The sequence below is a fragment of the Acidipropionibacterium thoenii DSM 20276 genome, from assembly GCF_000423445.1.
GTDB classification, from domain to species: Bacteria; Actinomycetota; Actinomycetes; order Propionibacteriales; family Propionibacteriaceae; genus Acidipropionibacterium; species Acidipropionibacterium thoenii.
In genome coordinates this window covers 249,684-268,999 of record NZ_AUHZ01000005.1, presented here as the reverse complement: position 1 = coordinate 268,999, position 19,316 = coordinate 249,684, and the positions used below count along the sequence as shown (strand labels likewise).

16 protein-coding genes and 1 pseudogene are annotated in these 19,316 nt (G+C 68.4%); 10 read left to right on the top strand and 7 right to left on the bottom strand.

The genetic code is table 11. From position 1 onward, the window contains the following. Window position 1: 1 nt before the first annotated feature. From G554_RS0101170 to G554_RS0101160, 3 genes are read right to left on the bottom strand one after another with little or no spacing between them, the layout of a single operon-like run. Window positions 2–901, bottom strand: coding sequence for a carbohydrate ABC transporter permease (locus G554_RS0101170; protein WP_027586472.1), 900 nt, complete (start codon window positions 899–901; stop codon window positions 2–4). After that, complete coding sequence (locus G554_RS0101165) at window positions 898–1,872, bottom strand: carbohydrate ABC transporter permease (RefSeq protein WP_027586471.1); 975 nt, start codon at window positions 1,870–1,872, stop codon at window positions 898–900. The genes G554_RS0101170 and G554_RS0101165 overlap by 4 nt, the downstream gene beginning before the upstream one ends. Before the next feature lie 23 nt (window positions 1,873–1,895). Beyond that, window positions 1,896–3,131 carry an ABC transporter substrate-binding protein gene (locus G554_RS0101160; protein ID WP_245569903.1) on the bottom strand — a complete coding sequence of 412 codons (1,236 nt, stop codon included), beginning with the start codon at window positions 3,129–3,131 and terminating at the stop codon, window positions 1,896–1,898. Between the two features lie 238 nt (window positions 3,132–3,369). Here G554_RS0101160 and G554_RS0101155 point away from each other — a divergent pair, with 238 nt between their 5' ends. Beyond that, complete coding sequence (locus G554_RS0101155; RefSeq protein ID WP_027586469.1) at window positions 3,370–4,644, top strand: ROK family protein; 1,275 nt, start codon at window positions 3,370–3,372, stop codon at window positions 4,642–4,644. Window positions 4,645–4,656: 12 nt separating this feature from the next. Here G554_RS0101155 and G554_RS0101150 read toward each other — a convergent pair whose 3' ends face one another. Together G554_RS0101150 and G554_RS13940 are read right to left on the bottom strand one after the other, a co-directional pair. Next, window positions 4,657–6,552, bottom strand: a complete 1,896-nt coding sequence (locus G554_RS0101150) for an ABC transporter ATP-binding protein (protein ID WP_027586468.1) — start codon at window positions 6,550–6,552, stop codon at window positions 4,657–4,659. Next, a complete protein-coding gene (locus G554_RS13940) occupies window positions 6,549–8,507 on the bottom strand; it encodes an ABC transporter ATP-binding protein (protein WP_211220380.1) in 1,959 nt (652 codons plus the stop codon). Before G554_RS13940 ends, G554_RS0101150 begins: the two co-directional genes overlap by 4 nt. A gap of 246 nt (window positions 8,508–8,753) precedes the next feature. Here G554_RS13940 and G554_RS0101140 point away from each other — a divergent pair, with 246 nt between their 5' ends. The 5 genes and pseudogenes from G554_RS0101140 (at window position 8,754) to G554_RS13925 (ending at window position 13,769) form a co-directional block, all read left to right on the top strand. Next, window positions 8,754–9,224 carry a low molecular weight protein-tyrosine-phosphatase gene (locus G554_RS0101140; protein ID WP_084648204.1) on the top strand — a complete coding sequence of 157 codons (471 nt, stop codon included), beginning with the start codon at window positions 8,754–8,756 and terminating at the stop codon, window positions 9,222–9,224. 36 nt (window positions 9,225–9,260) lie between these two features. After that, window positions 9,261–10,079: pseudogene (locus G554_RS13935) on the top strand (type 1 glutamine amidotransferase family protein); the annotation flags it as partial. A 38-nt stretch (window positions 10,080–10,117) separates the two neighbouring features. Next, on the top strand, window positions 10,118–10,813 hold the full coding sequence (locus G554_RS0101130; RefSeq protein WP_281167935.1) for a response regulator transcription factor: 696 nt from the start codon (window positions 10,118–10,120) through the stop codon (window positions 10,811–10,813). Between the two features lie 50 nt (window positions 10,814–10,863). Next, the gene (locus tag G554_RS13930; RefSeq protein ID WP_051232150.1) at window positions 10,864–12,249 is read left to right on the top strand and encodes a sensor histidine kinase; all 1,386 of its coding nucleotides are present in this window, start codon (window positions 10,864–10,866) and stop codon (window positions 12,247–12,249) included. Next, window positions 12,246–13,769, top strand: coding sequence for a YibE/F family protein (locus G554_RS13925; RefSeq protein ID WP_071162123.1), 1,524 nt, complete (start codon window positions 12,246–12,248; stop codon window positions 13,767–13,769). Before G554_RS13930 ends, G554_RS13925 begins: the two co-directional genes overlap by 4 nt. A gap of 45 nt (window positions 13,770–13,814) precedes the next feature. Here the strand turns inward: G554_RS13925 and idi are convergent, their stop codons facing one another. Then, window positions 13,815–14,360, bottom strand: a complete 546-nt coding sequence (gene idi, locus G554_RS0101115) for an isopentenyl-diphosphate Delta-isomerase (RefSeq protein ID WP_027586465.1) — start codon at window positions 14,358–14,360, stop codon at window positions 13,815–13,817. 321 nt (window positions 14,361–14,681) lie between these two features. Here idi and G554_RS0101110 point away from each other — a divergent pair, with 321 nt between their 5' ends. Next, window positions 14,682–15,887 carry a MarP family serine protease gene (locus G554_RS0101110; RefSeq protein WP_027586464.1) on the top strand — a complete coding sequence of 402 codons (1,206 nt, stop codon included), beginning with the start codon at window positions 14,682–14,684 and terminating at the stop codon, window positions 15,885–15,887. A gap of 54 nt (window positions 15,888–15,941) precedes the next feature. Then, complete coding sequence (locus tag G554_RS0101105; RefSeq protein WP_027586463.1) at window positions 15,942–16,214, top strand: YciI family protein; 273 nt, start codon at window positions 15,942–15,944, stop codon at window positions 16,212–16,214. A 97-nt stretch (window positions 16,215–16,311) separates the two neighbouring features. Here the strand turns inward: G554_RS0101105 and G554_RS0101100 are convergent, their stop codons facing one another. Further along, window positions 16,312–16,731 carry a thiol-disulfide oxidoreductase DCC family protein gene (locus tag G554_RS0101100; protein ID WP_027586462.1) on the bottom strand — a complete coding sequence of 140 codons (420 nt, stop codon included), beginning with the start codon at window positions 16,729–16,731 and terminating at the stop codon, window positions 16,312–16,314. Between the two features lie 200 nt (window positions 16,732–16,931). Between G554_RS0101100 and G554_RS0101095 the strand changes: the two genes are divergently transcribed. Together G554_RS0101095 and G554_RS13920 are read left to right on the top strand one after the other, a co-directional pair. Beyond that, window positions 16,932–18,032 (top strand): NADH:flavin oxidoreductase/NADH oxidase, encoded by a 1,101-nt coding sequence (locus G554_RS0101095; protein WP_027586461.1) that lies wholly within the window; start codon window positions 16,932–16,934, stop codon window positions 18,030–18,032. Window positions 18,033–18,272: 240 nt separating this feature from the next. Continuing rightward, window positions 18,273–19,178, top strand: coding sequence for an HAD-IA family hydrolase (locus tag G554_RS13920; RefSeq protein ID WP_051232128.1), 906 nt, complete (start codon window positions 18,273–18,275; stop codon window positions 19,176–19,178). The last annotated feature ends 138 nt before the right edge of the window (window positions 19,179–19,316 follow it).

Below are 19,316 nucleotides of genomic sequence, written 5' to 3'. Positions count from 1 at the left end.
CTCAGCCCTTGACGGCTCCCTGGGTGACTCCCGACATCACCCAGCGCTGGGTGAAGATGTAGACGATGACGGCCGGGGCCATCGCCATCAGGTAGGAGGCGAAGGAGACGTTGTAGTTGTTGGCGAACTGCGTCTGGAAGATGTTCTGGCGCACCGGCAGCGACTGGTGGTCCGCATTGGAGATGATCAATGACGGCATCATGAAGTCGTTCCAGGCGTAGAGGAAGGCGAAGATGCCGACCGTGGCGCTCATCGGCGCCAGCAGCGGGAAGATCAGCTGCCAGAAGGTCTGCCAGGTGGTCGCGCCGTCGATGTGGGCGCTCTCCTCGAGCTCATGGGGAATCGAGCGCAGGAAGGTCGTGAACAGCAGCACGCTGAAGGCCAGCTGGAACATCGTCGCCAGGATGATGACCCCCAACGGGTTGTCCAGGTGGACCAGGCCGGTGAGCCGGACCTGAGGCAGCGCCACCACCGGGAAGGGGATGAACATCGCCGCCAGCACGTAGAAGAAGGTGTAGCGGAAGAACCGGCGGTCCCAGTTGCTGACGATCGCGTAGGAGGCGAAGGCCGCCAGGAAGATCGTCAGGAGCACCACACCGGCCGTGATGACGGCCGAGATCCCCAGGCCGACCGGGGTGTTGGTCATCGTCCAGGCCTGCTTGAAGCCCTCCACGCTGAAGGGGTGGGGCAGGCTGAAGGCCTTGCCGTCGACTGCCTGGCTGGTGGACTTGAAGGCCATCGAGACCGTCACGTAGAGCGGGATGAGGACGGTCAGGGTGCAGATCGCCAGGATGATGGTGACCGGCCAGTTGGGCCGCTGCAGGGTCGCCCGGTCGGCTCTCCTGCTGGACCTCGGCTTCTTACCCACCGCTACCGGCGGGACAACGGGGAGCGCGGTCATTTCTTGTTCCTTCCACGCATCAGAGACAGCTGGAGCAGTGAGACCAGCAGGGTGAAGATGAAGAACACCGTGGCATTGGCCATCTGGTAGGCGTAGTCGCCGTTGGTCAGGCCGTTGACGATGTTCATCGCGACGCTCATCGTCGAGGTGCCCGGGCCGCCGGCCGTCAGGCCGACGATGATGTCGTAGGCATTGAGGAAGCCCTTGAATCCCAGGATGGTGTTGATCACCACATAGCTGGACACCAGCGGCAGGGTGAGCTGCATCAACTGCTTGAACTTGCTCGCCCCGTCGATATCGGCGGCCTCGTAGATCACCTCGTCGACAGACATCAGCCCGGCGATGTAGATCAGCAGGGTGCCAGGGATCGCCTGCCAGGCGGTGACGACGACCACCGCGAGCCAGGCCAGGTCCGGATTGGTGAGGAGGCTCTCCTTGAGCAATCCGATCCCCAGCGCCTGACCGATGGCCGGGACGGCATTCGAGAAGACGAACTGGAAGACGTAGGCGATGACGATTCCCGAGATGACCATCGGGATGACGAAGATGGTCCGCATCGCCACCTTCGCCCGGATCCTGCCGGTCAGCCCGACCGCCAGCAGGAAGGACACGATGTTGACCACCACGACGGTCACCAGCGAGAAGCCGACGGTGAACAGGTAACTGGCACGGATCTGGGGATCGCTGAACATCGCGACGTAATTGGCCAGTCCGAGGAAACGCCAGTTGCCGACGCCGATGAAGTTGGTGAAGCTGTAGAAGATACCCATCACCGCAGGCAGCGGGATGGCCAGGGTGAAGACGATGAGGGTCGGAATGGTCATCCACCAGAAGACCGGCTCGACCTTGTGGTGCTTGCGTGCGAGCTGACCGGCATCCCGAGGACTCGAGGTGGAGGCCGCGGTCGGGGCCGAGCCGGCCCGACGAGGGGCCTCAGGCGATGGGGCCGCCGGCAGTGAGGTTGTAGCCATGACAGAACTCCTTGGTTTCCGCGCTACTGGCGACGGGCAAAGCGCGCCCAGTCCGCGTCGATGACGGCCAGGACGCCCTTGGGATCGGCGCCCAGGATCATGCTCTGGGCCAGGTTCGGGATCGGGATCGCCTGGGGAATGACATACGAGGGGCCGGCGTACATCTGGCCGCTCTGGTAGTAGGACTGCACTCCGGAGACCCGCGGATCGTTCTGGGCCGCGGAATCGGTCAGCGGCCCGTAGCCCAGCTGGGAGGCGTTGTAGGCGTCGATGATCCTGGGCTGGAAGAGGTAGCTCATGAAATCCTTGGCCGCCTGTTGATGGCTCGACTGCTCGGGGATCATGGCTGCCAGGTCGACATTGACCGCGACCTTGAGGTTCTTGGGGTCATTGGTCATCGGCAGCGGGAAGGTACCCAGCTGCGCCTTCGGATTGGTCTTGGCGATCTCGCTGAAGGCCCACGGGCCCTGCAGGTACATCGCACCCTTGCCCTGGGCCATCGCGGTGTTGCCATCGCCGTAGATCCGGGAGTTGGCATCGGCATTGCTGTAGGTCCTGGCCAGCACCATCATCTTCTGCATCCCCGGCAGGAAGTTCTTCTGGAAGGAGACCGCCGAGTCGGGGCCGACATCGGTGCCCTGGGCATCGAGTCCGTTGAAGAAGGACTTCAGATCCACCGAGCCGCCCGCCGCGTAGTCGAACCAGCCCTGGGAGACCGTCCAGGAGTCGAAGAAGGTGCCGTAGAAGGGGATGATGCCATGGGCCTTGAGGGTCTTGCAGACCTCGATCAGCTCGTCATAGGTCTGGGGGACCTCCAGGTTGTACCTGGCGAAGATCTGCTTGTTGTAGATCACCCCGGCAGCCATGATCGAGTAGGGCACCGCGCTGGTGCGGCCAGGGCACTCGCCGACGCCGTCGACCAGGGTCTTCACCGCAGGACGGACCCGCTTGGCCTCGGCGGTCTCGGACAGGTCGATGGTGGCGCAGTGGGTGACGTAGCGGGCCGCCTGGTTGTTGAAATTGGCCAGCAACAGGTCCGGCGGGTTGCCCCGGACGAAGCCGGCCGCCGTGGTGCCGATCCCGGAGGTGTCCATGACGACATGGACCTTCTTCTGGGAGGCGTTGTAGTCGTCGACGACCTTCTGCATGTAGGGGATCCCCTCACGCTTGTTGAAGGCGAAGACGATGCGCTGCTGACCGCTGGCGGAGCAGCCCGCCAGGGCTGTACCGGCCAGCGCTGCGGCAGCGACGACAGCCACCAGGCGCCTGATGCGAGAGGCGAGGGCACCGCGACCCCGGCGCCCCGTTGGCGAAACTGATGGTGCGTGGGGTGATGGCATTCGAACAGATGATGGTTGAGGCACGTTGAGGCCACTCCTGCCGACATCGATGGCGACACTTCTGCGATGAGTAGATTCAGTGACTAGATTCAGTCATCGAAGAAACTGATGTGCATTAGCATGCCTGATGTCATCACACAGCGCAAGGGGCAGATCGATGAGTGTCACCGAGGCGCCGGCCAAGCCGCCCGCCAGTACCCGGGCGGTGCTCGACTTCGCCTGGGATGCCGGGAAGTTCCGCGCCGATGACGCGATAGCCGCCACCGGCCTGACCCGTTCGACGGTGCTGGCCGCCCTCGACTCGCTCATCGACATCGGCCTGGTGGAGGAACTGCCCAATGGCCGGCAGGCCCCCGGTGCCAGGGTCGAGATGGCTCTGTCGACCGGTTCGCGCGGCGGATCGCGGTTGGGCAGGCCTGCCCGGCGCTTCCAGCTGCGCGCCGGGGCCGGGGTCGTCATCGGGGTGGACGCCGGCTGGGCTCACCTCACCACCATCGCCGCCGACCTCTCCGGCCACCAGCTGGCCCGCGAGGAGGTCGATGTCACCGAGGCCGACCGGGAGTCGCCTGATCGCCGCCGCGATCTCGTCCTCACCGCCATCGACGGGGTGCTGGCGACCGCCGGCAGAGCGGTGGACGAGGTCGTCTCGGTCGGGCTGGGGGTGCCCGCCCCGGTCAACGGGCAGGGCATCTCGCCGCCGCATCCGCTGCATTTCTGGGAGCACATGAACCCCGGCCTGCAGGCCACCCTGGACGAGCTCTTCCCGGCGGCGCGGGTGGAGAACGATGCCGCCCTGGCGACCATCGCCGAGGGTGCTGCCGGGGCAGCTCGCGGCTACCAGAACTTCGTCGCCGTGCTGGTGGGGCGCCGGCTCGGCGCGGCGGTCTTCCTGGAGGGCCAGATCGTGCGCGGAGCGCACGGGGCGGTCGGTGAGCTCGGCGGGCTCTCGCTGGTCGCAGGGATCGGCAACACCACCGGACTGGGCACCCGGGCCGAGGAGTGGGCCGCCACTGCCCTGGCAGAGGGCCGGATACCGGCCGACCATCCGTGGGCCGAGCTGGGCGCCGATGAGTTCACCGCTGAGAACCTGCTCGCCAGCGCCAGACTGGATGATCCGGTGACCGGTCCGCTGTTGACCGAGCTCGGGCTGACGCTGGGCAGGATCTGCAGCGTCCTGGCTCATTTCTATGATCCGGAGGCGATCGTGCTGTGCGGTGCGGTGACCGGTGCCCTCACCGAGGTGCTACGCATCGCCCGCTGGTACGCCGCCCAGGAGGCCCAGGTTCCGGCGCCGGCCATCCTGGTCTCCCAGCTGGGCGGCGACGTGGTGGCGATCGGCGGGCTGTCGGCCGCCCGCGACGCGGCACGCCAGATCGTGGTGCCCACCCTGCTGGCCCGCCAGCAGCAGGAGGCCCGGGCCTCCGGCGAGTGAGGCCGGGGCCCCTCAGGCCAGCGAGGCCTCCCATGCCCGGTGCAGGTCGGCATACCGGCCCCCGCGCAGTTGCAGTTCGGCCGGGGCACCGTCCTCGATGATCCGGCCGTGCTCCAGCACCAGCACCCGGTCGGCGATCTCGACCGTCGACAGCCGGTGGGCGATGATGATCGCCGTCCGGTCGGCCAGGATGGTGCGCAGCGCCCGCTGCACCAGCCGTTCCGAGGGGATGTCCAGGGAGGATGTCGCCTCGTCGAGAATGAGCACCGCCGGGTCGGCCAGGAAGGCGCGGGCGAAGGCCACCAGCTGACGCTGGCCGGCCGACAGCCGACCGCCCCGCTGGGAGACGTCGGTGTCGTAACCGTCGGGCAGCGCCCTGATGAACTCCTCGGCGCCGACGGTACGGGCGGCCTCCCGGATCTCGGCGCGGCTGGCATCGGGGCGTCCGAAGGCGATGTTGTCGGCGACGGTGCCGTTGAAGATGAAGTTCTCCTGGGTGACCATCGTGATGTTGCGGCGCAGATCGGCGTCACTGAGCCGCTCCAGCGAGGTCCCGTCCAGTTCGACCGACCCCGAGGTGGGGTCGTAGAACCTCGACAACAGCTTGGCGATCGTGGTCTTGCCCGCACCGGTGGTGCCCACCAGGGCCACCGTCTGGCCGGCCGGGATGTGCAGGTCCAGGTCCGGGAGCACCGGGCGCCCGGCGGCGTAGCTGAAGACCACATGGTCCAGGTCGACGCGACCCTGGGCGCGGCCATCGTCTGCCACCGCCACCGGATCGGAGGGTTCGGGGACGCCGGGCTGCTCGTCGAGCACCCCGGACAGCTTCTCCAGGGCCGAGGAGGCCGACTGAAAGGTGTTGTAGAACTCGCCGATCTGTCCCAGCGGCTCGAAGAACTGGCGCAGGTAGAGCAGGAAGGCGGCCAGCACGCCGACGGTCGCCCAGCCCCTGATGACGAACAACCCGCCGACCAGCAGGACCATCCCGATGGTGATGTTGCCGATCACCGCGATACCGGGCATGAAGATCGCGAACAGCCGGAAGGACCGCACGTTGATCCCCCGGTAGCGGTCCGACAGGCCGGTGAAGATCTCCTGGTTACGCGGTTCGCGCCGGTAGGACTGGACAGCCTTGATGCCGGTCATGGTCTCGACGAATTGCATGATCACCTGGGCCGAGGCGTTGCGCACCTTGCGGAAGGTGCGGCTGGACTCGCGGGCGAACCAACGGCCCAGCAGGGCCACGAAGATGATCGAGGTGAGGCAGATCAGGCCGAGCCGCCAGTCCATCACCAACAGCATGATGCTGGTGCCGACCAGGGTGAGGACCGCCGAGATGAGCCCGTCGAAGCCCTCCTCCATCAACTCCGCGATGGCGTCGACGTCATTGGTCATTCGGGAGACCACCCGCCCGGAGGTGTAGCGGTCGTGGAAGGAGACGTCGAGGCTCTGGAAGTGCCGGAACACCCGGCGTCGCAGTTCCAGCAGGAGGTCCTGGCCGATGCGTCCGGAGATCCTCAGGAAGGTGATCCTGGTGATCACCTGGATCACCAGGGCCGTCGCCATCGCCACCACGGTCTCGATGAGGTAGCGCGGCGAACCGCCTGCCATCAGCGGCGGGATGCCGTAGTCGATGCCGCGGCGGACCAGCCACGGGGAGGCCAGTCGAGCCATGTTCTCGACCAGCACCATCGCGATCAGCAGCCAGACCAGCGGCTTGTAGGGGCGCAGCAGATCCCACAGCAGGGCGCGGCTGCGCGCCTTGAGGAAGCCGGAGGCCCTCTGGGAGACCTCGGCGGCCTCCTCATTGGCGACGCCGCGCCAGGCCATCTCCTGATCGGCCTCGGTGGCACTGGTGGACGCCGCGCCGGGAGCCTTCTGGGCGGTCGAACCGGAGTTGTCACTCATCTCTGAGACTCCCATCCAGCAGTACTCGATCCAGCTGTCCTCGAACGGCCGGGGGTGGCATCGGCCATCGCGGCCTCGGCGTCGTAGTCGGCGCTCAGCAGCTCCCGGTACTCGGGAACGGTGGCCAGCAGTTCCGAGTGCGTGCCGACATGGGTGATGGTGCCCTGCTGGAGCATCGCCACCCGATCGGCCAGCAGCACCGTGGAGGCGCGGTGGGCCACCACGATCGCGGTCACCCCCACCAGCACCCGCCTGAGCGCCGCCTCGACCAGCGCCTCGGTCTCCATGTCCAGTGCCGACAAGGTGTCGTCGAGCACCAGGATCCGGGGTTGCACGATCACCGCCCGGGCCAGCGCCAGCCGCTGCCGCTGGCCGCCGGACAGGCTCATCCCCTGCTCCCCGATCCGGGTCTCCAGACCCCACGGCAGGTCGCGCACGAAACCGGCCTGGGCGGTGTCGATGGCCGACCAGATCTCATGGTCGGTGGCATCGGGGCGGCCGAGGGTGAGATTCTCCCGGACACTCATCGAGAACAGCGTGGCGTCCTCGAAGGCGGTGGCCACGATCGAGCGCAGGTTGACCACCTCCAGGTCGCGGATGTCGACCCCGTCGATCCGGATCGCCCCACCGGTGACATCGGCCAGCCGGGGCACCAGAGCGGTCAACGTCGTCTTCCCCGATCCGGTGCCCCCCACCAGGGCGACCGTCTGACCGGCCGGGATGTCCAGATCCAGGTGGTGCAGCACGTCGTCATCCCCATCGGGGTAGCGGAAGCTGACATCGTCGAAGGTCAGCCCGCCGGCCACCCGGTCGAGGTGCTCGGGGCCGTCGGTGATGGTCTCGGGGGAGTCGAAGATCTCGCAGATCCGGTCGGCGGCGGTCATCGCGTCCTGGGACATCGACAGCAGGAAGCCCAGCGAGGCGACCGGCCAGATGAGGCTCATCATCAAGGTGATGAAGGCCACCAGGGTGCCCAGCGACAGCCGGTGCTGGGAGGCTGCCAGGGCGCCCAGACCGAGCACCACGATGAGGGTCAGGCCCGGGATAGCCTCCAGGAATGTCCAGAACTGCGAGGTGAGCCGGACCCGGTCCATGCTGGTCCGGTAGAGGGTGGTGGATTTTCTGTCGAACCCCCGGTAGACGTGCTGGGAACGACCGAAGGCCTTGATGACGCGCAGGCCATGGACCGATTCCTCGACCACCGAGGCGACGTCGCCGTTCTGGTCCTGGATAGCCCGCGACAGCCTGGTGTAGCGACGCTGGTTGACCAGGCACAGTGCCGAGATCGGCAGCGCCGCGACGATGACGACCAGCCCCAGCGGCCAGTACATCCTCATCAGCAGGGTCGTGACGATGACGATCTGGAGGAAGTTCATCAACAGGAAGAGCATCCCGAAACCGAGGAATCGGCGCACTGTCGAGAGGTCGTTCATGATCCGGCTGAGCAGCTGGCCGGACTCCCACTGGGCATGGAACCCCAGCGGCAGGCGCTGAAGTTTCGCGTAGAGGTCCAGTCGGATGCCGGTCTCGGTGCCCAGCGTCGCGCGAGCCACCACCCAGCGGCGCCAGAACATGAACAGCGCCTCGACGATGCCGATCCCGATCGCCGCGGCACCGAGTGTGAACAGGCCGGGCCGGTCGGAGTGGGCGATCGGGCCATCGATGATCCGCCGGGTGATCAGCGGGGTGACGATTCCGGCCAGGGTGGAGGCCAGCGCGAAGACCACCATCAGCACGAACCGGGTGGCGTAGGGCTTGAGGTAGGGCCGGAACCTCAGCAGGTTGTCCATGTGATGGTCGAGCGAGTGCTGTGGCCGCGGGGCGACGGCAGGCTGACGGGTCAGGGCGTCACCGTAGAGAACGGCCACCTCGGTGCTGATCGGAACCGCGGAACCCGCGCTGGCCTGACCGCCGTCATGGGGCGCGGTCGGGGCGATGGGGGCACGAGAGGGCATGGCTGACTCCTGGTGGATCTACGGGTGGGGACCGGGCGGCGCACGGACGGGGCGCCGACGCTCAGGAGTGGTTACGCATGACCCCCACGCTATGCCCGATCGGCTCTCAGTGCCAGACGAGACCTCGCGGCCCACCACCCGAGGGGCTCCTCGGACCGGCGCCGGACCGTCGGTGCGGACCGCTACCCTCATCACTGTCAGTACCCTCGTCAGGGTTCGCAGAGTTGCCGACCGAGAGGCCCTCCGATGTCCACTCCCCCGTCCGTGATCTTCGTGTGCTGGGGCAATATCTGCCGCTCCCCGATGGCCGAGCGGGTGGCCCGCCGGTTCTTCGCCGACGCCGGCGTCCCGGCCGGTCTGAGCAGTGCCGGAGTGAGCGATGAGGAGGGTTTCGCCCCGATGGACCGCCGTGCCAAGGCGGTGCTGGAGGCCCACGGGTACGACGCCACGGGCCACCGCGCCCATCAGATCAGTGCCGCCGAGATCGCCGGGGCCGACCTGGTCATCGCCGCCGAACCGATGCACCTGACGATGCTGAGGAGGATGGCCCCCCATGCCACCAATCTGCGGCTGATCTGCGACTATGACCCGGCCAGGAAGCGCGGCACCGCGCTGCCGGACCCCTGGTACGGACCCGACCAGAAGTTCAGCGACACCCTCAACTCCATCGAGGCGGCGATGCCGGGGATCGTGGACGCCGTGAGGCGGTTGTCCTGAGAATCCCACCGACAGCGTGACCGATAGAGTTGGCCCATGAGTTTCTTCCTGGTGGGCGGCGGCTACGACGAGACTCCCGAGGGTGCCGTCGAGCACGAGATGGACGATGTCTACGACGCCTTCGTCGCCCAGGCCCGGCCCTTCGGGCCCTCGGCGCGGATCGGCGTGGTGGTGCCCGACAGCTCACCGCTGGCGAACCGGCAGGCCGAGTTGCTGGCCGGCATCGTCACCTCCCGCTGGCCCGAGGCGCAGATCCTCACCATCCACCTCGACGGCGCGGCCAGTACCCTGCCCGAGGACATCGACACCCTCGGCGGCATCATCGTCGGCGGCGGGCAGGTCGCCGACTACCTGGCCGGCCTCGGCCCGGCCGCCGAACAGCTCTCCCGGCTGGTGCGCGGCGGCGCCCCCTGGCTGGGATTCTCGGCCGGTGCGATGGTCACCGCCGTCACCGCACTGCAGGGCGGATGGAGACTCCAGGGCAGACAGGTGGCCCCCGAGATCCTCTCGGAGGGATTCGAGGAGCTGTCCCTGGTTCAAGGTCTCGGCCTGGTGAGCATCACCAGCCTGGCCCACAACGACACCTGCTCGGGCGACGGCCTGCTGATCTCGGCCCTGGAGGCCGGTCTGCTCAGTTCTGCAGTGGCCATCGACGAGGGCACCGCGCTGGTCGTCCAGCACTCCTCGGGCCGCACCCAGGTGATGGGTTCAGGGCTGGTGCGCTGGTTCACCAAGACCCCCCAGGGGGTTCAGGTGCGCTGCGAGCGCAGCCCCCACAAGGAGCTTCCGCCACCCCCGCCGGCACCGCGGTTCGAGGGTCTGGCGCGGGTGGCGGCCGCCGCCCGGGCCGCCCATGCCGAGCACGGTGAGTGAGGAGGTGGCAGGCTATGGCCATGCACATCCTGGTGGTGGACGACGACAGGGCAGTCCGCGAGTCCCTGGCCCGATCCCTGCACTACAGCGGGTACGAGGTCGACACCGCCAGTGACGGCGTCGAGGCCCTCGCCAAGCTCAGCTCGATCCACCCCGCCGCCGTCGTGATGGACGTCATGATGCCCAGGCTGGACGGCCTTGAGGCCACCCGGATGCTGCGTCAGAACGGCAACGACGTCCCCATCCTGATCCTCACCGCACGTGACGCCGTCGGCGACCGGGTCGACGGGCTCGACGCCGGTGCCGACGACTACATGGTCAAGCCCTTCGCCCTCGACGAACTGCTGGCCCGGCTGCGGGCGCTGACCCGGCGCTCCCGCTCCGAGTCCGAGATGGGCGAGGATGCCTCGGAGATCCTCACCTTCTCCGACCTGAGCCTGGACCCGCAGACCCGGGAGGTGAGCCGTTCGGGACGCCGGATCAGCCTCACCCGCACCGAGTTCGCGCTGCTCCAGGTCTTCCTGCAGAACCCGCGCAAGGTGCTGGAGCGCAGTTGGCTGCTCCATGAGGTGTGGGGTTTCGACTTCCCCACCACCGCCAACTCGCTGGAGGTCTACATCGGCTATCTGCGCCGCAAGACTGAGCAGGACGGCGAGCCGCGCCTCATCCACACCGTCCGCGGGGTGGGCTACGTGCTGCGGGAAGCGGCTCCGTGATCTCACGCTGGTGGCGTCGGCTGCTCGACTGGCAGCCACGCATTCCGCGCATCACGATGGGTCGCCGGGTCACCATCCTGGTGACCTTCAGCGTGGCAGTGGCCGTGCTGGCGACCAGCATGGCCGGCTACCTGATGACCCGGCTGTCGCTGTACTCCCAGCTGGACAACCAGCTCACCGCGCTGGCCCGTTACATGTCCACCCCGATCAGTAATGGCGCCAGCGATTTCGGCGAGCTCAACTCCGGGGCGCTCCAGGTCTCCGAGGTGACGGTCACCCTGGTGAGGGCCGACGGGTCGGTCCAGAACACTCCCGGGGCCGTCGTCACGGTACCGACCGGCCCCGAGGAGCTGGCCGTCGCCCGCACCCAGCAGGGCACCTCTGCGCGGACCATCACTGACTCCAGCGGGGTGCCGACCCGGATCGTCTCGGTGCCGCTGACCATCAACGGGGACGACTACGCCCTGGTGATGGGGCGCTCCCTGGACAGCACCGAGGCCACTCTGCACTCGTTGTGGCTGGTGCTGTTGGCGATCGGGCTTCTCGGCATCCTCATCACCGCGATCACCGGATACCTCGCGGCCCGCTCGGCGACCCAGCCGATCCTCGACCTCTCCCAGGCCGTCAAGAGAGTCACCCGGACCGACAAGCTGGACCCGATCCCGGTGCGTTCCTCCGACGAGCTGGGCCAGCTGGCCACCTCCTTCAACACCATGCTCTCCTCGCTGGCCAGCTCCCGGGACCGCCAGCGCCGACTGATCGCCGACGCCTCCCATGAACTGCGCACCCCGCTCACCTCGATGCGCACCAATGTCGAGCTGCTGCTGGCCGACCAGAAGACCGGGATGCTCCCGGAGACCGCCCGCGGCGAGATCCTCACCGACATCGCAGCCCAGTTGGGAGAGTTCTCCAGCCTGATCGGCGACCTGGTCCAGCTCTCCCGTGACGACGCCATGTCTCGCACCCCCGAACCCCTGGAGCTGTCGGAGGTGGTCACCAAGGCCGTCGAGCGGGCCCAACGCCGGGGCCCCGGCATCACCTTCGACGTCTCGCTGGCACCCCACCCGATGATGGGCGATCCCGCCACCCTGGAGAGAGCCGTCACGAATCTGCTGGACAACGCGGTGAAGTTCTCCCCTGCCGAGGGCACCGTGACCGTTCAGATGGTCGATGACAAGGTGATCGTCTGGGACCAGGGGCCCGGCATCGCCGAGGAGGATCTGCCGCACATCTTCGAGCGGTTCTACCGCTCCGACCGGTCCCGCAACACCCCGGGCACCGGGCTGGGACTGTCGATCGTGGCCCACACCGTCACCTCCCACAACGGCTGGATCAAGGCCTCCCGGGCGCCCGGCGGAGGAGCCATGTTCACGATGAGCCTGCCGGTCGTGGCCCCGCCGAAGTCCGAGGAGCATGACACCGCGGAGGCCGAATGAGCCACGTCCCAGATCGACACTCCCAGCCCCCGCACAGCGATGGCGGCCACTCCCACGGCGGTCATCTGAACTCCCGGACGGCTCCCGGTTCACCGGAGCTCGCCGCCCGGGAGCGATCGGCCCTGGGCCGGCTGCTGCTGGTGCTGGCACCACTGTTCCTGGCCACCGTGATCGGGATGATCGCGCTGTGGCCGCACGACGTCTCCTCCCATCTGCAGTCCGACACCGCCGCCTGGAACGCGCCGGGAGTCAGCATCGTGACCGGCACCATCGAGTCCGTGCACGAGGGATCCTGTCAGGGCACCGCCGGATCGACCGGGACGCCCAGCGGTGAGGTCTGCGCGGCGGCCGTCGTGCGGGTGGATGAGGGGGCCGACGCCGGTCGGACCACGACCATCCAGTTCACTGCCGCGGTGACCTCCTCGGGGATCAGGTCCGGCCAGGTGATCCGGATGTACAAGTCGCCGGTCCCGCAGACCGGCCAGAACGACTCGGCCACAACCGCGACCGGTGTCTACCAGTTCTACGAGTTCGAGCGGACCTGGCCGCTGATCGTGATCGCCATCGTCTTCGTGGCGGTGGTGGCGCTGGTGGCCCGGCGTCGTGGGGTGGCGGCCATCGTCAGCCTGGTGGTGGCCTTCATCGTCATCGCCAAGTTCATGCTGCCGGCCCTGCTGGTCGGCTCCCCGCCGGTGCTGGTGGGGCTGGTGGCCTGCTCGGCGATCATGTTCGTGGTGATCTACCTCACCCACGGGTTCTCGACGCGGACCACCACCGCCTTGTTGGGGACGCTGTTCGGGCTGCTGCTGTCGGCCGGACTGGGCTGGTGGGCGACCAGGGCCAGCCATCTCACCGGGGTGACCAGCGAGGACGACTTCATCATCACCGCCACCGCCCCGAACCTGGCGCTGTCCTCGGTGATCGTCTGCGCGATCATCGTGGCCGGACTGGGCGTCCTCAACGACGTCACCGTCACCCAGGCCTCCTCGGTGTGGGAGCTGGCCTCCTCGAGTACCAGTCGCCGCGATCTCTACCGCCGGGCGATGCGGATCGGGCGCGACCACATCGCCTCGAGCGTCTACACGATCGCCTTTGCCACCACTGGCGCGGCGATGTCGACCCTGGTGCTGCTGAGCATCTATGCCATGCCGCTCAGCGATGTGCTGCGTTCCGAGACCTTCTCCGAGGAGATCGTGCGGACCCTGATCGGCTCGATCGGTCTGGTGCTCGCCGTGCCGTTGACCACCGCGATCGGTGCGGTGCTGGCCTGGCGGACGATGCGCGAGGGTTCCGACCGCGAGGAGACGCCGCAGAGCGATCGGCAACGGCGGGCCGACGCCCGCGCCGGATCGGCACCCGCCCACCCTGTCGCCTCGGCCACACCGGCCGAGCCGGGCGATCGGGCAGTGACCGACCTGCCGGTCGTCGGGGACCCGTCCATCGGCCGGGCCCCCCGCCACAGAATGGTCGAGGAGGACTCGGACGCCGCCTTCCGGCGTCCCACCGACGACCGGGTCTGAGCCTGAGCACAGAGCTCCCCGCGCCCCGGCACCCGAACCCCACGATCAGGGCAGCTGGGAGCTGATGTCCTCGCCGAGTTGGCGGATCTGCAGCACCGACCAGGGGCTGAGCAGGGCCGGCATCGTCGTCACCGTGCGGTGCAGGTCCTTCCAGCCCACCCACGAGATCTCCTCGACCTCATCGGGGTCGGGGTAGAGCTCGACGATCTCCTCGGGATCGTCCAGGGTCGCCAGGTAGACCGGGCACAGCTCGTTCTCGACGATCCCGGAGGCATCGGTGGCCCGGTAGGAGAAATCGGGGATGACGCAGTTCAGCGAGTCCCGGTTGAGATCCAGTCCCAGCTCCTCGCGGACCCGGCGGACGATGGCGTCGGCGATCTTCTCGCCCGGGCGCGGATGACCACAACAGGAGTTCGTCCAGACCCCGGGCCAGCTCACCTTGCTGAGCGCCCGGCGGGTGATGAGCACCCGGCCGCCGACGTCGAAGATGTGGCAGGAGAAGGCCAGGTGGCGAGGGGTCGACCGGGTGTGGACCGCCAGGCGGGGGGCCTGGCCGATGGAGTGCCCTGCCTCGTCGAGGAGCACCACCATGTCATCGGGGTCGCCCGGGCGATCAGTATCGCCGGAGCGATCGGGGTCATCGACGGCCCTGACGACCTCCACCTCGGGGGCTGGTCCTGCGCCGGACTCGTTCGGGCTCGTCATACCCACAAAACTACATCATGTAGCATCACCTTTTCCGCCCCATCGGCGATCCTCACCCGGCCCCGCCACCGCCGGCTGTTCCGAGGACCCGAGCGCCATCCCGGGCTCACTCACAGCTGAGACCCAGCTCTTCACAGGAACGCATGTCACTCTGGAGGATGCCGCCCAGATCGCCTGGATGGTCTCGTCCGGCAGGAGGATGACGTCATGACCGGTTCCCTCGTACTCGACGGCTTCCTGATCCTCGTCCTGATCGGCCAGGCGGTTCAGGGCTACCGCCGCGGCGCGGTGGTCGGCGTCCTGGGTCTGGCGGGCCTGGTGCTGGGCGCCTGGGCCGGGCTGTGGTTCTCCGGGCGGATGTCCGGCTGGCTGGCCACCGAGGGGATCAGCGGCCTGGGCAGCGGGCTGATCCGTATCGGCGTCCTGCTGGCCGCCGCCGGTCTCGGCCAGGCGCTGGCCACTGGGATCGGCCGGCGTCTCATCCGAGCCAACCGGATTCCCACCCTGCGCGCCTTCGACTCCCTGGTGGGGGCCGTCGTCGGGGTGGTGGTCACGGCTCTGATGGCGACCGTCGTGGCCACCGCGGTGCGGCCCCTGGTCCAGCCGTCCTGGTCCAGGGCGATTGCCGAGTCCCAGGTGCTCGACACCACCGACCGTGTCATCCCCGACGCCGTCAACCGGGCCGCGGTGCGAGCCGTCGGGACCCTGGTCGACGGTTTCCCGAGGGTCTTCTCCGGGCTGGAGGTCGAACCGAACATCCCCACCGAGACCCCTGACGACTCGGTCACCGGTACCGCCGGGGTGCAGCGGGCGGCCAGCAGCATCGTCAAGGTGCGCGCCGTCTCGAGGCAGTGCTCGCAGTCCTCGGAGGGCAGCGGATGGGTGAGTGCCCGCGACCGGGTGGTCACCAATGCCCACGTGGTGGCCGGCTCGAACTCTGTCTCGGTGCAGGTCGGCGGACGAGGCCTGGCACGCCAGGCCACCGTGGTCGCCTACGATCCGGACCTCGATCTCGCGGTGCTGGAGGTGCCCGGTCTGGACGCCACCCCGCTGTCGATGTCCTCGGCACTGTCCGCCGGCGATCAGGCGGTCGTGGCCGGCTTCCCGTTGGACGGGCCCTACACCCTCTCGGCGGCGCGGGTACGGGGCACCATCGAGGCCCGCGGCGACAACATCTACTCCACCGCCACCGTCACCCGTCAGGTGATGGCGATCCGGGCCACCGTCGAGCCGGGAAACTCCGGAGGGCCTCTGCTGACCCCTGCCGGGACGGTGGCGGGCACCGTCTTCGCCCGCTCATCGACCGACTCCCAGACCGGCTATGTGCTCACCAATGCCGCCACTCGGGCGATGATCACCCAGGCGGCCACTGACACCACTGCGGCCTCGACCCAGGCCTGTGCAGTGAGCTGAGCCGGCTGCAGGGTTGGTCCTACCGTTCGGGCCGGAGTGGTCTACCATCACTTCATGGCTGTTTTCATCGTCGAAACCACCTATGTCCCCGAACTCAGCGAGAAGCGTCTGGCGGCGCGTCCGGCTCACCTGGAGAACCTCGACCTGATGCGCGAGCGCAAGCAGCTGGTCAACGCCGGCCCACTCAGCGACGGCTCCGGCGCGGTTCTCATCTACTCCGTTCCCGACCGCACCTTCCTGGACCGCTTGCTGGACGCGGATCCGTACCCCAAGGACGCCGTCAAGGTGGCCTCGGTCCGGGAGTGGAAGCCCAACTTCAGCATCTGACCCGCTGGCCCTCGGGTCAGCTGTCAGGGTCTGTACTCGCAGGGTGTCCGCCCGGTGGGGCCAGCACGCTGGTTCCACCGGGTCGGCCCCGCTGCGCTCACAGCCGGCAGGACTCCGATCCGCCCGGTAACCGGTACCTGTTGGCGGCCACCCACGCGTAGATCCGGCCCGCCAGCGGAGCGATCAGCGGTGCGGTGATGATCCGCCCCAGCCAGCTCCACGGCGCCTTCGCGCCCTCCAGAGCCTGGCCGATCGCCGCTGCCGCCCAGACCACGCTCCCGTCGCCCAGGACCAGGGGGATCTCGCACCGCGCCCGCGCGGCGTCGACCCCCAGGGCATCCAGATCGGCCTCGGTCATCGGAATCACCGCAGCGGTCGGGTGCGCCGTGGCGTCTCCTGCCGCCTGACCCCGACCCGCTGCCAGTATCTGCTGGAGAGCTCCCGCCACCCGGGTGCAGAACCCGCAGTCGGGGTCGTAGAGCAGGACTCCCTGCGGCGGCGGTGAGGTCAGGGTCATGTCTCCAGTCTGCAGTGCCCGCCCTCTCCCCCACCGATGCACGAAAGGTCGACGGCTGCAGTGGAAGATGGCTGCCACCGTCAACTTTCCCTGCATGGGTGACCGGAAGGTGATGGCCCCAGGCCAGCGGTGAACAGAACCGTGCCCAGCCGGCGTCAGCTCGGTGCTGCCTGGGTTGTCATTGGTGGTGAGATGGAAACATGACACGTCCTGTACTTTTCCAGCCGCTGGAACTCCGCGGCCTGACCCTTCCGAACCGAGCCTGGCTGCCGCCGATGTGCCAGTACTCCGTGGAGGCCCAGGACGGAGTGCCCGCCCAGTGGCACCTGCTGCACTACGGCTCCTTCGCGATCGGGGGCTTCGGTCTGATCATCGCCGAGGCCACTGCGGTGAACCCGGAAGGACGGATCAGCCCCTACGACACCGGGTTGTGGAACGGCGAGCAGGCCAGCGCCTGGCGCACCGTCACAGACGCCGTCCACGCGCTGGGCGGGCGGATCGGCGTCCAGCTCGGTCATGCCGGACGCAAGGCCTCGACCTCGCGCTGGTGGCCGGGATACCGCAACGAGGTCGTCCCGGCCTCCCAGGGTGGCTGGACCCCGGTCGGGCCGACCAGTCAGCCCGGTGACGGCAAGGAGTTCGTCGGCGAGGCGGTGCACGCCCTCACCGAGGACGAGATCCTGGCGATCATCGACGACTTCGCGGCAGCGGCCCGGCGAGCTGTCACGGCGGGCTTCGACGCGATCGAGATCCACAGCGCCCATGGCTACCTGCTGCACCAGTTCTACTCGCCGCTGTCCAACACCCGCACCGATGGCTGGGGCGGGGATCTGGACGGCCGGCTGAGGCTTCCGGTCGAGGTGGCCCGCGCGGTGCGGGCGGCGATTCCCGACGACATGCCCCTGCTGACCCGACTGTCGGTGACCGACTGGCGCCCCGACGGCTGGACGGTCGACGACTCGGTGGAGCTCACCCGGCGACTCAAGGAGGTCGGGGTGGATCTGCTGGACGCCTCCTCGGGAGGCAACTCCTCGGCCAGGATCCCGGTGGCACCGGGATACCAGGCCCCGATGGCCGCCCAGATCCGCTCGCAGGCTGACATCCCGGTCTCGGCGGTGGGGATGATCTGGGAGCCGCAGTTGGCCGACAGTCTGATCGCCGAGGGCAGTGTCGACGCCGTGCTGATCGGCCGGGGGGCGCTGCGCGACTCCAACTGGCCACTGCGCGCCGCTCATGAGCTCGGTCTTCCCAACGACCTGGCCCCCTGGCAGCCTCAGAGGTTCCGTGGCGCCTGGCAGTGAGACCGGGCCCGGCCGGCACCGGGAGGACGGCTCACAGAGGTGGAACTACACGGCTGGGATTTGTCCCCAGGCTGGGGACAAAGCTGTGGATAACTTCGGGAAGCCGTGTGCACAGTCCTCAGATCCGGATCATTTCCGCTAGTCAACAGCCTGTGTGCGGAGTGGACCCGGGATTCGCCAGCAGCTGGGACAATGGCGACATCCACAACTTCTCCACCACTGCTGCGCCCGGGAGCCGCCATGAACCTCGGATCTCTTGCCACCCAACGGTTCGACGCCGTGATCCTTGACCTCGACAACACCCTGGTCGACTCCCAGCAGGCCCTGCTCACCGCTTTCGGCACCTGGGCCAGGGAGTACGCCATCCCTGCCGATCAGCTCATCGGGAGGACAGGCTGGCGTACCCGCGACATCGTGGACGCCACCATTGACGAGCCCCGCCGGGCGGCGGCGACGGCCAGGATCGACGAGCTGGAGCTGACCACCACCGACGGCATCACGGCTGTCCCGGGCGCCGCCGACGCCCTGACCGCACTCCACGAGGTCGCCGCGGTCGCCACCTCCTCACGGCGTCCGGTGGCCCTGGCCAGGCTGACCGAGGCCGGACTCGAGCCGCCCCGGGTGCTGGTGAGCGGCGAGGACGTCGAGCGCGGCAAGCCCGAGCCCGATGCCTTCCTGCTGGCCGCCCGACGACTGGACGCCGATCCGGCCCGCTGCCTGGTCGTCGAGGACGCCCCGGCCGGGGTGGAGGCCGCCCGCCGGGCCGGTATGTCGGCCCTGGCACTGACCACCTCGACCCCGGCAGCCGAGCTGCCCGCCGACGCCGTCGTGGCCGATCTGTCCCAGGTCACCTTCAGAGTCGGGCAGGCCGGTGCCGGCCTGCTACCGGCGCCCGGCCGCGACGTTGCCAGGTTCCTGCGCAAGGACGGCAGGATCAGCCAGATGCCGACCAGGAAGGCTCCGCGGCTCACGGTTCTGGGGTTCGCCGCAGACCACCTCCCGGTCGGCATCCGGCTCACCGAACCCGAGGTCAACGCGCTGCTGCGGCCCTTGGACGATGACGTCGCCCTGCTGCGGCGTCACCTGGTCGATGAGGGCCTGGTGGGCCGCCCACAGCCTGGTGTCTACCTGCGCCCGAGGTCCTGACCGGAGGACCGGCTGGGGGGCGTCCCGAAGAGCGCGCTCCCGTGCCCCGGGCCAGCCGGTCGTCGTCCCCTGATGAGGATCCGCGGAAGCACTCACACCCCGAAGATCGCGACGATCCACATCCACCGACAATTCCCG

Coding starts and splice junctions, on each gene's coding strand:
- G554_RS0101095 (WP_027586461.1), top strand. CDS start 16,932: ATGACACGTCCTGTACTTTTCCAGCCGCTGGAACTCCGCGGCCTGACC.
- G554_RS0101105 (WP_027586463.1), top strand. CDS start 15,942: ATGGCTGTTTTCATCGTCGAAACCACCTATGTCCCCGAACTCAGCGAG.
- G554_RS0101110 (WP_027586464.1), top strand. CDS start 14,682: ATGACCGGTTCCCTCGTACTCGACGGCTTCCTGATCCTCGTCCTGATC.
- G554_RS0101100 (WP_027586462.1), bottom strand. CDS start 16,731: ATGACCCTGACCTCACCGCCGCCGCAGGGAGTCCTGCTCTACGACCCC.
- G554_RS0101150 (WP_027586468.1), bottom strand. CDS start 6,552: ATGAGTGACAACTCCGGTTCGACCGCCCAGAAGGCTCCCGGCGCGGCG.
- G554_RS0101140 (WP_084648204.1), top strand. CDS start 8,754: ATGTCCACTCCCCCGTCCGTGATCTTCGTGTGCTGGGGCAATATCTGC.
- G554_RS0101155 (WP_027586469.1), top strand. CDS start 3,370: ATGAGTGTCACCGAGGCGCCGGCCAAGCCGCCCGCCAGTACCCGGGCG.
- G554_RS13925 (WP_071162123.1), top strand. CDS start 12,246: ATGAGCCACGTCCCAGATCGACACTCCCAGCCCCCGCACAGCGATGGC.
- G554_RS0101130 (WP_281167935.1), top strand. CDS start 10,118: ATGCACATCCTGGTGGTGGACGACGACAGGGCAGTCCGCGAGTCCCTG.
- G554_RS13920 (WP_051232128.1), top strand. CDS start 18,273: ATGAACCTCGGATCTCTTGCCACCCAACGGTTCGACGCCGTGATCCTT.
- G554_RS13940 (WP_211220380.1), bottom strand. CDS start 8,507: ATGCCCTCTCGTGCCCCCATCGCCCCGACCGCGCCCCATGACGGCGGT.
- G554_RS0101165 (WP_027586471.1), bottom strand. CDS start 1,872: ATGGCTACAACCTCACTGCCGGCGGCCCCATCGCCTGAGGCCCCTCGT.
- G554_RS0101170 (WP_027586472.1), bottom strand. CDS start 901: ATGACCGCGCTCCCCGTTGTCCCGCCGGTAGCGGTGGGTAAGAAGCCG.
- idi (WP_027586465.1), bottom strand. CDS start 14,360: ATGGTGGTGCTCCTCGACGAGGCAGGGCACTCCATCGGCCAGGCCCCC.